13 protein-coding genes are annotated in these 12,950 nt (G+C 72.9%); 5 read left to right on the forward strand and 8 right to left on the reverse strand.

Translation table 11 applies throughout. The annotated features are described in order from the left end of the window. Window positions 1-394: 394 nt before the first annotated feature. Both ACNKF0_RS01665 and ACNKF0_RS01670 read left to right on the forward strand, forming a co-directional pair. Entirely contained in the window at window positions 395-1,180 is a 786-nt protein-coding gene (locus ACNKF0_RS01665) for a hypothetical protein (protein WP_416955209.1), read from the forward strand. Window positions 1,181-1,318: 138 nt separating this feature from the next. Further along, a complete protein-coding gene (locus ACNKF0_RS01670; protein WP_416955210.1) occupies window positions 1,319-1,600 on the forward strand; it encodes an excalibur calcium-binding domain-containing protein in 282 nt (93 codons plus the stop codon). An 83-nt stretch (window positions 1,601-1,683) separates the two neighbouring features. Here the strand turns inward: ACNKF0_RS01670 and ACNKF0_RS01675 are convergent, their stop codons facing one another. The 7 genes from ACNKF0_RS01675 to ACNKF0_RS01705 form a co-directional block, all read right to left on the reverse strand. Beyond that, on the reverse strand, window positions 1,684-3,198 hold the full coding sequence (locus ACNKF0_RS01675; RefSeq protein WP_416955211.1) for a cation acetate symporter: 1,515 nt from the start codon (window positions 3,196-3,198) through the stop codon (window positions 1,684-1,686). Beyond that, on the reverse strand, window positions 3,195-3,590 hold the full coding sequence (locus tag ACNKF0_RS01680; protein ID WP_416955214.1) for a hypothetical protein: 396 nt from the start codon (window positions 3,588-3,590) through the stop codon (window positions 3,195-3,197). Before ACNKF0_RS01680 ends, ACNKF0_RS01675 begins: the two co-directional genes overlap by 4 nt. Beyond that, a complete protein-coding gene (locus ACNKF0_RS01685; RefSeq protein ID WP_416955216.1) occupies window positions 3,587-4,300 on the reverse strand; it encodes a LytR/AlgR family response regulator transcription factor in 714 nt (237 codons plus the stop codon). The genes ACNKF0_RS01680 and ACNKF0_RS01685 overlap by 4 nt, the downstream gene beginning before the upstream one ends. Then, window positions 4,297-5,424, reverse strand: coding sequence for a sensor histidine kinase (locus ACNKF0_RS01690; protein ID WP_416955218.1), 1,128 nt, complete (start codon window positions 5,422-5,424; stop codon window positions 4,297-4,299). Before ACNKF0_RS01690 ends, ACNKF0_RS01685 begins: the two co-directional genes overlap by 4 nt. Before the next feature lie 21 nt (window positions 5,425-5,445). Continuing rightward, window positions 5,446-6,285 (reverse strand): calcium-binding protein, encoded by an 840-nt coding sequence (locus tag ACNKF0_RS01695; protein ID WP_416955220.1) that lies wholly within the window; start codon window positions 6,283-6,285, stop codon window positions 5,446-5,448. Between the two features lie 37 nt (window positions 6,286-6,322). Continuing rightward, entirely contained in the window at window positions 6,323-7,807 is a 1,485-nt protein-coding gene (locus ACNKF0_RS01700; protein WP_416955222.1) for a hypothetical protein, read from the reverse strand. Window positions 7,808-7,878: 71 nt separating this feature from the next. Next, window positions 7,879-8,727, reverse strand: a complete 849-nt coding sequence (locus tag ACNKF0_RS01705; protein WP_416955224.1) for a class I SAM-dependent methyltransferase — start codon at window positions 8,725-8,727, stop codon at window positions 7,879-7,881. 57 nt (window positions 8,728-8,784) lie between these two features. Here ACNKF0_RS01705 and ACNKF0_RS01710 point away from each other — a divergent pair, with 57 nt between their 5' ends. Beyond that, complete coding sequence (locus tag ACNKF0_RS01710) at window positions 8,785-9,501, forward strand: oxidoreductase (RefSeq protein WP_416955227.1); 717 nt, start codon at window positions 8,785-8,787, stop codon at window positions 9,499-9,501. 253 nt (window positions 9,502-9,754) lie between these two features. Here the strand turns inward: ACNKF0_RS01710 and ACNKF0_RS01715 are convergent, their stop codons facing one another. Next, window positions 9,755-10,552: an HAD family hydrolase gene (locus tag ACNKF0_RS01715; protein ID WP_416955228.1), complete on the reverse strand. Its 798-nt coding sequence runs from the start codon at window positions 10,550-10,552 to the stop codon at window positions 9,755-9,757. Between the two features lie 146 nt (window positions 10,553-10,698). Here ACNKF0_RS01715 and ssd point away from each other — a divergent pair, with 146 nt between their 5' ends. Both ssd and ACNKF0_RS01725 read left to right on the forward strand, forming a co-directional pair. Then, window positions 10,699-11,712, forward strand: a complete 1,014-nt coding sequence (ssd, locus tag ACNKF0_RS01720; protein WP_416955231.1) for a septum site-determining protein Ssd — start codon at window positions 10,699-10,701, stop codon at window positions 11,710-11,712. A gap of 114 nt (window positions 11,713-11,826) precedes the next feature. Next, the gene (locus ACNKF0_RS01725) at window positions 11,827-12,873 is read left to right on the forward strand and encodes a TadA family conjugal transfer-associated ATPase (RefSeq protein WP_416955233.1); all 1,047 of its coding nucleotides are present in this window, start codon (window positions 11,827-11,829) and stop codon (window positions 12,871-12,873) included. Window positions 12,874-12,950 lie beyond the last annotated feature (77 nt).

Genomic DNA, 12,950 nt, shown 5'->3' on the forward strand with positions numbered 1-12,950 from the left:
TTATGTGCGGACCCGCGACGTATCACGTCGAGTGATCGGGCGTGATGCCGGAAGCCAGATCGATCCAAGTTGCCTAGGCTGGAGTCGTCGAGGTGGGCGCCCGTGCTGCCCACCGAGCCGTAGCTCCTACAAGCCATCAGAGCCAGCGCCGCGTCACCGGTCGATCAGGCCGAGCGACGCCCACACTCATCGGCAGATCCCGATGCTGCGAGCGTCTCCGACAGGCGGCGCAATGACGCAGGCGAGTGCGATCTATCTGCCCAGCGCAACCTGCGGCGATGGAGACGCTTGGTAGACCTTGGCGATGAGGCCGGCGCCTGCCTGTGGGGCGGCCTGGCGGCCGCAAGGAAGTGATACGTACGTCTCAGTCGGTGCCGTCCAGTTGAATGTCGCTGTGGCTGGAGAAACTGGTCCTACCGACGCGCAGTTCAAGATGATCTGGGAACGCAACCTCTGTCCAGACATCGAGAAGTTGATGGCACGAGTCGACGACCTCGAAGAGTTCCAGGTGCATCCCCAGTCGTGGTTGGGCGAGGACGACACGTGGGCTGATCCGTTCCATGTTTCTCATGCGGTGAAGCAGTGCCTCGTCGCGGCCGTAGACCATCTGCACGCCTGCAAGGTTCTCGTCGCCGACGCTGGCGCAATGCACCTCGCGGCACCCGCATCCTTGGTGCGTGGCTCATTGGAGAACGCCGCTGCAGCCTTCTGGATGCTTCACCCAAGGGATCGCGCTGTTCGGGTCACGAGAGCACTCCAATGGCGAGCCAAAGATGCACACGACGAGTACGTCGCCCTCGCAGGGATCAACCCCGCGGCCGACCAGAAAAAGGACGCTCAGACGAAGCGGCTCGCCGAGGTCGCCGCAGGACATAGTGAAGTCGACGCCAGAGTCCTATCCAAAGGGCTCAACAGCACGGCGATGGTTGAATACGCTGACCAGAACACACGCAACGACGTCAAGGTCCTGCTCATGTGGCGGATGTGCTCAGGGTTCGCGCACGGTAGGCAGTGGGCGGCCTTGTCGTGGGGGCTGAGGGAGACTTTCCCGACCTCGAATCCCGATGTGCTGTCAGTGAAGTTCACCAACGATCTGTCGCGCATCGTGATGATGACTTTGACCGCGACCCACCTCATCAACGAGGTCGAGAAACTGCACGCCAAGCGAGCACGCCGGTAGCCGTCGGTCACGACGAAGCTACGCGGCGGAACGCAGTACGGCCCTACGTGACGTATGGATGGCCGGCGTCTCGTTTGCCGTCGTGCCGGATTGTCCGTTCGTCTGCGGGGGCGGCACAACGGATCTAGCGTCACGCCCATGACCAAGACCTTCCGGGGAGCCGTTGCGGCTCTCGCTCTCACTGCTCCGCTGCTCATCATGACGACGCCGGCCGAGGCCGCAGCGCCCACCTTCCGCTCGTGTGACGCCCTGACCGCCAAGTGGCCCAAGGGCGTTGCGAAGGGTCCTGTCGCGGCTGCCAAGGCGGTCCGGGACGGCTACTCGCGTCCGGCCACGACGAAGCTGGCGGTCCAGGTTTACTGGCAGAACTACCGCAGCCTCGACCGCGACAGGGACGGGACTGCCTGCGAGAACGGCTGACGGGGCGCGGCCGTCGTGGTCTCGTGACGCGTGGGGCCTTGGTTTCGACACCCTCGTTCCTCGCTGCTCGACCGGCGCCGGGCTCAGCGCTGGAGCTCGACGGCTTCGGGGGTGTGGAGGCGGACCATGAAGCGACCGGCGTGCGCGGGGACCGAGGCCCGGGTGAGCCGCGAGACGACGACCATCGTGAGGAAGGACGCCGGCACCGACCAGGCGGCGGGCTGGCCGAGCATCGCCGAGGCCCAGCCGTCCGACGGTGAGGTGGCGAGCGTCCAGGCGACCGCGAAGCCCGAGCCCAGCCCACCGACCAGCAGCCCGGCGACGGCGCCGGCAGGGGTCAGCCCGCGCCACCAGATGCCGAGCATGAGCAGGGGCGCGAAGGTCGAGGCAGTCACCGCGAAGGCCAGGCCGACGGTCCGGGCCACGCCCACGTCCTGGGCGGGCAGCGACAGCAGGAGGGGTACGACGACCGCGATGGCGGCCGCGACCCGGAAGGCCGCCACTCCGCCGAGCCGGAAGCTGCCCCAGCGACGCCCGGTCACGTCCTGCGACAGCACCCCGGCCACGGCGATGGTGAGCCCCGAGCTCGTCGACAGGAACGCGGCGAAGGCCCCGGCGGTGACGAGGCCGGTGAGCACGGCGCCCAGCGCACCGCCGACCATCAGCGACGGCAGCTCCAGCACGAGCACGTCGGACCGGCCCCCGGCGAGCTCGGGTGCGTAGATCCGGCCGAGGGCGGCGTACACCGGCGGCAGGACGTAGAAGATGCCCAGCAGCCCGAGCACCGCGAGCGTCGTACGACGAGCGGCGCGGCCGTCGGGGTTGGTGTAGAACCGCACCACCACGTGCGGCAGCCCCATCGTGCCGAGGAAGGTCGCGACGATGAGGGAGTACGTCGTGTAGAGCCCGATGCCGCCGCCCGGAGAGGCGAGCGGGATCGACCACGAGGGTGGGGCCGCGGCGGTGGGGTCGGCCGCGCCGTCGGCCATCCACACCGCCAGCAGCACGAAGACCGGCACGAGCAGCGCGGTGAGCTTGAGCCAGTACTGGAAGGCCTGCACGAAGGTGATCGACCGCATCCCGCCCGGGCTCACCGACGCCAGCACCACGACCGCGACGACGAGCGAGCCCGCCCAGGTCGGCGCGCCTATCGTCGAGCGCAGCGTCACCCCGGCCCCCTGGAACTGCGGCAGCAGGTAGAGCCAGCCGATCCCGACGACCAGCACCGAGCAGAGCTTGCGCACGCCCCGCGACCCCAGCCGCGCCTCGGCGAAGTCGGGCAGCGTGTAGGCGCCCGAGCGGCGCAGGGGAGCGGCGACGAGCACCAGAAGGACGAGGTAGCCCGCGGTCCAGCCGATGGGGTACCAGAGCATCTCCGCGCCGAAGGTCAGCAGCAGCCCGGCGACCCCGAGGAACGACGCCGCGGAGAGGTACTCCCCGCCGATCGCGCTGGCGTTGAGCCGCGGCCGCACCGTGCGCGAGGCGACGAAGAAGTCGCTCGTCGTGCGCGAGATCCGCAGCCCCCACGTGCCGATGACCAGCGTCGCCAGCGAGACCAGGACGACGGCGACGACGCCCGGCACGACGTCGGTGCTCATGACGGATCCTCGTCGGTCCCGACCGAACCCACCAGGTCGGCGAAGTCGCGCTCGTGGTCCTCGGCGCGACGGATGTAGAACCAGCCGAGCACCACGAGCCACGGGTAGGCCAGGACCCCGAGCAGCAGCCACGCCAGCGGCATCTGCCCCACCCGCTCGTCGCCGAGTGACGGGAACAGGTGGAACAGCAGCGGCAGCATCCCGAGCGTGAGCGCCAGCGCGGCCAGCACCCGCAGCGCGAGGAAGAGCTGCTCGCGCAGCAGGGAGCGCATGAAGACCTCGCCCAGGGCGGTCTCCGCGTCGATCTCCCGCGTGCCGACAGGGCGTACGACGTCCGCGCGCCGCCGCGGCGGTCCGGTCACCCGGACGCGCTGGGGAGGCTGCTCGCTCATGTCTCGCGCCGGGTCAGCACCGAGCGGAGCTCGCGGGTGTGGCGCCGGCTCACCGGCAGCTCGGTGCCGCCGATGACGACGCTGACGCGCCCGCCCTCGCTGCGCACCTCCTCGACGTGGGGGAGCGCGACGAGCACGGAGCGGTGGATCCGCACGAAGCCGGCCGGCGCCCACTGCTCGGCGAGGGAGGAGAGCGGGGTGCGGACCAGGTGCGAGCCGTCGGCGGTGTGGAGGCGCGCGTAGTCGCCCTGCGCCTCGACGTGGGTGATCTCGGAGCGGCTGATGAAGCGGGTGACGCCGCCGCGCTCGACCGGGATCTGCACGTCGCCGGACGGTGTCGGGCCGCCGGCCTCGACCACGCGGCGTACGGCCTCGGCGAGTCGCTCCTCGCGCACCGGCTTGAGGACGTAGTCGACGGCGCGGAGCTCGAAGGCGGCGACGGCGTGCTCCTCGTGGGCGGTCACGAAGACCACCGGCGGCGGGGACTTGAAGCGGGAGAGGACCTGCGCGAGGTCGAGCCCGGTGAGGCCGGGCATCTGGATGTCGAGAAAGACCGCGTCGACCTCCTCGGCCTGCAGCACCCGCAGCGCCTCGGTCGCGGAGTCGCTGCCCATGACCTCGCCGATGCGCGGGTCGCGGCCCAGCAGGAAGGTCAGCTCGTCGAGCGCGGGGCGCTCGTCGTCGATGACCAGCACTTTCAAGGCGTTCATACCTGCACTCCCGGGGCGAACTTCGGCACCCGGACGATCACCTTCGTGCCCGCGCCGGGTGCGGTCTCGACGACCAGACCGTAGTCGTCTCCGAAGGCGTTGCGCAGCCGTGCGTCCACGTTGCCGAGCCCGACGGAGTCCATCGACGCGTCGCCGGCGAGCGCCTGTCGGACCCGCTCGGGGTCCTCGCCGGAGCCGTCGTCCTCGACCTCCAGGATGCATTCCTGGTCGTGGTCGCGCGCGACGATCGAGAGCCGGCCGACGCCGTCGACCTTGTCGGCGCTGGCCTCGAGCCCGTGGCGTACGGCGTTCTCGACGAGCGGCTGGATGCACAGGAACGGGACCGCGACGGGCAGCACCTCCGGGGCGACCTGGAGCGTGACCTGCAGCCGGTCGCCGAACCGTGCCTGCTCGAGCAGGAGGTAGCGCTCGACCGAGCGGAGCTCCTCGGCGAGCGTCGTGTACTCGCCGTGGCGGCGGAAGGAGTAGCGGGTGAAGTCGGCGAACTCGAGCAGCAGCTCGCGGGCCCGGTCGGGGTCGGTGCGCACGAAGCTGGCGATCGCGCCGAGGGAGTTGTAGATGAAGTGCGGGCTGATCTGCGCGCGCAGGGCGCGCACCTCGGCCTCCATCAACCGGTTGCGGGAGAGGTCGAGCTCGGCGAGCTCGAGCTGACCGCTGACCCACGACGCCACCTCGTCCGCCGCGCGGACCAGGCCGCCGGTGGTGTGCGGGGCGCCGACGACGAGGGCGCCCACGAGGGTGTCCTCGACGACCAGCGGGCTGACGATCGCCTGCCGGACCTGGCACCCGCCGTCCTCGCACACCAGCGTGCGCTCGTCGACGATCATCGTGCGCCCGGTCTCCGCGACCTGGGCGATCGTGCCCGCCAGCTGCGAGCGGTGGTGGGCGCCGAGGCCGTCCCACGCCAGCAGCCCGCTGGTGTCACCCAGGCCCGCCGCCGGTGTGCCGAGGAGCGCGCGGAGGTGGCGTACGGACCGCTCCGCGCTCGCGGTGGTCAGTCCCTCCCGCAGCGCCGGGCTGGCGAGGGAGGCGTTGTGCAGGGCGCGGAAGGCGGCGCGGTCGGCCTCGCCGCCCAGCGACGTACGCCGCCATCTCCACGCCATGGCGTGACACTAGTCGCGGGCTCAGCGTTCGCAGTGCTTCTCGCGCTCGGCCCGGCATCGGTCGCGTCCGGAGCCACCAGCGGCGCGGTCGCGGCCGGCCCCGCCGATCAGGTCGTCGCGGCCGGTGCCGCCGTCGAGCTGGTCGTCACCGTCGCGGCCCTCGATCTTGTCGTGGCCCGGCCCGCCGTGGAGGGCGCCGTCCCCGTCCGAGTCCTGGATCCGGTCGGCTCCGGGGCCGCCGTGCATCCGGCTCGAGCCGTCGCAGTCGAAGGTGTAGTCCTCGAAGTAGCGGCGGGGGCGGTTGCCGAGGTAGTCGTCCCCGCCGTTGCCGTCGAGCTTGGCGAAGCACGCCGAGGAGCCGAAGGTGTTGTCCTCGTCGTCGCCCAGGATCCGCACGGAGGGCGCCACCAGCGTGACGTCCTCCAGCCCGGTGACGGTGGCCGACCTGCTGTCGAGGAGCCAGCGGTCGCGGCGGAGGTTGACCGCCAGCCTGCCCCCCGGCTGTGTTGCGATCAGCTGGTCCCGGCCACGCCCTCCGTCGACCCTGCTGCCGGTCGCCACGACGTCCGCGGGCTCGACGACGACCATGTCGTCGCCGCTGCCGGCATCGACCGTGAGGACGATCGACGCGTTCCCGGGCCCGGACACGCACACGATGTCGTCGCCGCCGTGCGCCTCGATCGTGGCGGCCGTGCCGCTGACGATCACGTCGTCGCCCGCGGTGCCGGTGACCGTGGGCCCGGTCCCCACGACAGTGGCGGGCCGGCTCAGGCAGGTCTCGGCGGCCGCGGTCGCCGGCTGGGTCGGTGCCAGCAGGGTGAACCCGAGCAGGGCCGCGGCGGTCAGGGTCGTCGTACGCATCGGTGCTCCTGGAGAAGTCGGGTCGGCGGTCGGGTGGTCAGCGCTCGCAGCGGCGCTCGCGCTCGGCGGCGCAGCGGTCGCGCCCCTTGGCGCCGTCCGCGGTGTCGCCGCGACCCTGGCCGCCGAGGAGGGTGTCGCCGCCCCCGCGCCCGAGGAGCTTGTCGCGTCCCTGCTGGCCCCGGACGTCGTCGCGGCCCTCACCGCCGTCGAGCGTGTCGTTGCCACGGCCACCGCGGATGGTGTCGTCGCCCCCGCGGCCGAAGACCTTGTCGTGGCCTGCGCCGCCGACGAGCCGGTCGTCCCCGCCGGAGGAGCGCAGGTAGTCGCGCCCCGCGCCGCCGTTCATCGTGGCCTTGCCGCTGGCGCAGTCGAACTCGTAGGCCTCGAAGAGGTAGTCGTAGTTCCAGTAGAGCGAGTCGTTGCCCTCGCCCCCGCGCAGCGTGGCGTCGCAGCCGGACCAGGTCAGCTCGTTGTCCTTGCCGTCGCCGGTCATGGCGACGGTCGGTGCCAGGAGCCAGGCGCCCTCCACCCCGACGGCAGGCACCTCGGCGCCGGCGACCGTGAGCACGTCGCGCGGCAGGTCGATCGCGAGCGAGCCCGTCTGGGTCGCCGCCACGAGCTGGTCGTCGCCCGCGCCGGTGTCGATGCTGCTGGCGGCGGTGATCGTGGCCGGCTCGACGGTCACGCCGTCGTCACCGGCGCCTGTCGTCACGCGCAGGGTCGGCGTGCCGCCCTGCGGGTGGACGTCGAAGGTGTCGTCGCCGTCGGTCCCGCGGTAGGTCACGGTGCCCGACCCCGCGACGATGCTCGAGCGCTCGAAGCCGCTGAACGCCGCCGTGCCGGCCGCGCTGGTGAAGGTGCTGCTGGGAACGTCGAGGGTGACGTCGTCGTCCTGGGTCCGCAGGGTCAGGCCGTCCCCGCCAGCGCCGCCGTCGACCACGGCGTCCGCGGCGAGGGCGGGGGAGCCGAGCGTCAGGTCGTCGTCGCCGTCCCCGAGGCGTACGACGTCGTGGTTGGGCGTGCCGGGCGTGCCGCTGAGCACGCTGTCCCGACCGGTGCCGGTGTCGATCTGGTCGGTCTCGGTGTCGGTGCCCGCACCGTCGTACGACCCGTCACCGGCCCAGACGGTGTCGCCGGTGCGGCCGCCGACGAAGGTGTCGGTGCCCGCGCCGAGGGTGGTGGCCACGTAGTAACCGCCGCCCATCGCCGTGGTGTCGACCACGTCCGCGCCGGTGCCGGCGTCCACGTCGAGGACGTTGGCGTTGGTCGTGCCGATGACCGCGATGCAGATGAGGTCGTCGCCGCCGAGCGCGTCGACCGACGTCGCCGAGCCGCTGACGATCACGTCGCGGCCCTCGGTGCCGGTGACGGCCGGGCCGGTGCCGACGATGGTCGCGGCCTCCCCGCGGCAGGTCTCGCCGACGGCAGCGGCGGGCGCGGCCCAGGCGACCGGTGCGAGGAGCGCCAGCCCGAGCAGGCCGGCGGTCGTGAGCGGTGCGGTGGGCGGCGTCGTACGGCGCATGGTGTTCCCCCGAGAGCAAGGTGTTGGATGGGTCGCCGGTGAGATGCGCCGGAACGCCGGTTGGTTGCGGGTCAGCGGAAGTCGATGAGCAGCATGTCGGTGTCGGTGCCGTCGCTCACGACCGGACCGTCCGGCTCCTGGTCGTCCGGGGCCGGGCCGGTGTCGTCCCGGTCGACCACGGCGGCGCGGTAGCACCGCGTGACGTAGGGGATCTGCATGCCGTCCATGCCGCGGCCGTAGTCCTCGTAGAAGGCGCGCACCTCGGCGAGGTGGCGCTCGCGCTCGTCCTCGCCCATCACGGTGAAGCTCGATCGCGAGCGCGCCATGTCGAGGATCGTCTCGCGGTTGACCTCCTGCCAGTGCTTGAAGCTCGCCTCCTCCATGAAGCCGAAGAGGTCGCTGTGCACGAGCTGCTCCGCGGACGAGGTGTCGAGGTCCTGACGGCCCATGATGTCGCCCATCCGGCGCACCCACGGGATGCGCTCGTCGCGGCTGTTCCACACGAGCGCGACGTGGCCGCCCGGCTTGAGCACCCGGGCGATCTCGGCCAGCGCGACGTCGTGGTCGAACCAGTGGAACGCCTGCGCGACGACCACCACGTCGACGGAGCGGTCGTTGGCCGGGATCTCCTCCGCGGTCGCGACCTTGGCGCTGACCTCGGGCACCCGCTGGCGAAGCACCTCGAGCATCGCCTCGTCGGGCTCGGTCGCGAAGACCGCGTGGCCCTGGTCGACGAGCTCGCGCGTCAGCTTGCCGGTGCCTGCGGCCAGCTCGAGGACGACCTTCGCCTCGCCGCCGGCGAGCCACGCCACGGCCTCGGCGGGATAGGTCGGCCGGCCCCGGTCGTACGCCTCGGCGACGGTCCCGAAGGACCGCGCGCGGTCGGCGGTGGCTGGGGTCTCGGGTCGGTCGTCGCTCATCGGCGTCAGGCTATCCCGCGAGCGGGAGGGACGGTCGCCGCGACTACCGTCCTCCCCATGACCGACCCGCTCGCCTGGCTCACCGACCTGGAAGGGGTTCGCTCGGCCTACGCCGGCACCCGCGACGGGATCGACGTGATGCTGCGCGACCGCGGCCTGCGGCGTACGTCGCCGGAGCTGACTGCGGAGTCCCTGCTGCGCGGCGCCCACGCGAGCGCCGTGCTCGAGGGGTCGACGGCCACGCTGGAGCAGGTGCGGGCGGGCGAGGTCGACGAGATCGCTGCCGACGCGGTCCGGCTCTCGGCCTCCATGCTCGCGCTCGCACCGCTGCTCAAGACCGCACCCCTGCAGGCCATCGCGCGCCTGCACGCCGTCGTGGGGGCTTCGGCGCTCGCCCCCGACGAGCTCGGGCGCCCGCGCGACGCCGCCTCGGCCGACCGGCTGCGCGGGGTGGCCGAGCTGCTGCTCTCCGGCACCGAGGCGCCGGCCCTCCTGGTCGCCGCGGTCGCCCACGCCGACGTCGCGAGCGCAGCGCCGTTCGCCTCGCACAACGGCATCGTGGCCAGGGCACTCGAGCGCCTGGTGCTGGTCTCGCGCGGCGTCGACGCCAAGTCGCTCGTCGTGCCGGAGGCCGGGCACCTGGCCCACCGGGCGGCGTACGAGTCCAACCTGCGCGCCTACCGCGACGGCGGGCCCAGCGGGGTCCACGCCTGGGCGCTCTACGGGGCCGAGGCCTTCAGCGCCGGGGCCGAGGCCTCGCCGCTGCGGGGGTAGCCGCCACCAGCACGTGCGAGCGGCACCCGCTCACGTGGATCGGGTGCCGCCGCTGACACGTGATGCCTGGCTACCAAGCGTGCATTGTCTAATTGCTGCCTCGGGCAGATCCCGATCGGCCAGCACCCCATCGGATGGGTTGATCGCCGCGTGGGTACCCGGATCACGTGTTGCTCTGGAGTTCTACTTCAGTTCTATCCCGGTCCTCGGGCACCTTCAAGGGTTGACTTTGGGGGCCGTCGATGGGTCCCGCTCAGGCGCCGGTGATCCGCTTGCGACGGTTCGACCAGAGGATTCCGCCCGCAGCGACGGCGCCTCCGACGGCCAGGGCGGCGAGGGTCGGGCGGGCCGCCGGCACCACGAGCCGGCGCCGCAGCGCCACCGGTCGTACGAAGAGCAGGACCGGCCACCCGTTGGCCGTCGCGACGCGCCTCAGCTCCCGGTCGGGGTTCACCGCGAACGGGTGGCCCACCACCTCGAGCATGTGCACGTCGGTCACCGAGTCGCTGTAGGCGTAGCACTCGTCGAGGTCGTAGCCCACGGTCGCGGCGAGGTGCTCGATCGCACGGGCCTTCTCCTCGGCATAGGCGTAGTAGTCGATGTTGCCGGTGTACTTCCCGTCCGCGATCTCCATGCGCGTCGCGATCACCCGGTCGGCGCCGAGCATCTCGCCGATCGGCTCGACCACCTCGACGCCCGAGGCCGAGACGATGACGATGTCGCGCCCGGCCGCACGGTGCTCCTCGATCAGGGTGACCGCCTCGTCGTAGACCAGCGGTTCGACGATCGTGGTGAGGGTCTCGTGGACGATGTCGCGGACGGTCGCCACGTCCCAGCCGGCGCACAGCTGCGACATGAACTCGCGCATCTTGTCCATCTGGTCGTGGTCGGCGCCGCCGGTGAAGAAGACGAACTGGGCGTACGCCGAGCGCAGCATGGCGCGCCGCGAGATGAGCCCGCCTGCCTGGAACTCGCGACTGAACGCCAACGTGCTCGACTTGGCGATGATCGTCTTGTCGAGGTCGAAGAAGGCCGCTTGGGGGCGGGGCATGCGGCCATCGTAGGGGGCCCCACCGTGCGGACCCCGGTGCTCCGCCGGGCCAGCAGGTGTCCACAGGCGGCCTCGGGCGGCCGTCGTCCACAGGCTGCGCCCGGGTGGGCTGCCAGGCGTCGGTGCCGGCGTCGACGCTCGGGGGCATGCCCGTCCTCCTGATCACCCGGTCCCCGTCCGTCCACGACTCGGTCGTCCCCCTCTGTGCGGCGGCGGGGGTCGGGGCAGAGGTCTGCGCCGAGCCGTCCCTCTCCCTGGCCGCCTGGCGCGAGGCCGATCTCGTGCTGGTCGGCGACGACCTCGCAGCCGACCTGGCCGAGCTGGCCCCGCCCAGGCGCGCGGGTGTCCACGTCGTCGGGGTCGGGGTCGGTGACGCCGCCTTCCGTCACGCCGTCGAGCTGGGCGCGGCCTCCGTCGTCGACCTGCCCGCGGGTGCGGGCTGGCTCTCCGACGAGCTCGCCGACGTCGGTGAGCGGGCCTCCCCGGGCCGCCTCGTCGGCGTGGTGGGCGGGGCCGGGGGCGCCGGTGCCACGACGCTCGCGTGCGCCCTGGCGCAGTGGCACGCGGCGCGGGCGTCGACGCTCGTCGTCGACGCCGACCCGCTCGGGCCCGGTCTCGACCGGTTGCTCGGCATGGAGGACCTGCCCGGCGTCAGGTGGGAGGCGCTCGCCGAGACCGCAGGTCGCCTCGGCGCGCGCGCCCTGCGCGAGGGCGTGCCGAGGCGCGACCACCTCGGCGTCCTCACCTGGTCGGGCCTGCGCCGCCGGCTCGACCTGACGGCGGCTCGGCGGGTCCTCCCGGCCGCGGTGCTCGGCCACGACCTCGTCGTCGTCGACCTCGCGCGCCAGGGCGGCCCGCTGCTGGCCGAGCTGGTCGACCGGTGCGACGACCTGCTGGTGGTGACCCCCGCGACGGTGCCGGGCCTGGCGGCGGCCGCGAGGCTGGTCGCCGACCTCGGCCGCGACGGCCGGGCCGGGCTGGTGCTGCGTCCGGGCAGCCTCAGCGACGCCGACGCCCAGCGGGTGACGGGCCTGCCGGTCGTGGCCGCGGTGGCCGACCAGCGCGGCGTGGCGGCATCGGTCGACCGTGGCCTCGGCCCGCTGGCCTCCCGGGGCCCGCTGGCCCGCGTCGCCCGCGCCCTGCTGGCGGACGCGGCATGAGCACCCCGGTCCCGAGCGCGGTGCTCGACGACGTACGCCGCCGGCTGGCGGGCTCGGCCGGCGAGCCTGACCCCGCACCGGGTGGCCGAGGCCCTGCGAGCCTCCGGGTCCCCCGTGGGCGACGCGACCGTGCTCGCCGTGCACGACCTGCTCCGCCGCGACGTGCTCGGGGCCGGACCGCTCGAGGACCTGCTCCGCCTGCCCGACGTCACCGACGTGCTCGTCAACGGGCCCGACGAGGTCTGGATCGACCGCGGCGGCGGGCTCGAGCGCGCACCGGTGTCGTTCCCCGACGACGCCGCGGTGCGCCGCCTCGCCCAGCGGCTGGCCGCCTCGGCCGGGCGGCGCCTGGACGACGCGACGCCGCACGCCGACGTACGCCTCCCCGACGGCACGCGCTTCCACGCCGTGCTGGCACCGGTGGCCAGGTCGGGCACCGTGCTGTCCTTGCGGGTCCCGCGCGGCCGCGTGTGGACGCTGCCCGAGCTGGTGACGGCAGGAGCGGTGCCGCCGGACGGTGCGTTCCTGCTGGAGGAGATCGTCGACTCGCGCTGCGCCTTCCTCGTCACCGGCGGCACCGGCACCGGCAAGACGTCGGTGCTCTCGGCGCTGTTGTCGCTCGTCGACCCCGGCGAGCGCATCGTCCTGGTCGAGGACGCCAGTGAGCTCCGACCCGACCACCCCCACGTCGTCGCTCTCGAGGGTCGCCCGGCCAACATCGAGGGTGCCGGGGAGATCTCGCTGCAGGTGCTGGTGCGACAGGCGCTGCGGATGCGCCCCGACCGGCTGGTGGTCGGCGAGGTGCGCGGCGCCGAGGTGGTCGACCTGCTGGCCGCGCTCAACACCGGGCACGGGGGAGGGTGCGGCACCCTCCACGCCAACTCGGCCGCCGACGTCCCCGCGCGGGTCGAGGCACTGTCCCTCGCCGCCGGTCTGCCGCGGTCGGCGGCGCACAGCCAGCTCGCCTCGGCGCTCGACGTCGTGATCCACCTCGGTCGCGGGAGGGATGGGCGCCGTCGCGTGCTGGAGCTCGGGGTGCCCGAGCGTGACGGGTCCGGCCACGTCGCCCTCCGCACCGCCGCGACGTTCGAGTCCGACCGCGTCGTGCGTGGTCCTGCCGCCGGCGCTCTCGCCACCCGGCTCGGGTCCGTGGCCTGGTGACCGGATGGCTCGCCGCGCTGCTGATCGGTGGCGCTGTCGCAGTGGTGGTGCCGGGGGTCAGGCCGGCTCGCGGTCCG

It is taken from the genome of Nocardioides sp. T5 (assembly GCF_048161455.1).
Taxonomy (GTDB): Bacteria; Actinomycetota; Actinomycetes; order Propionibacteriales; family Nocardioidaceae; genus Nocardioides.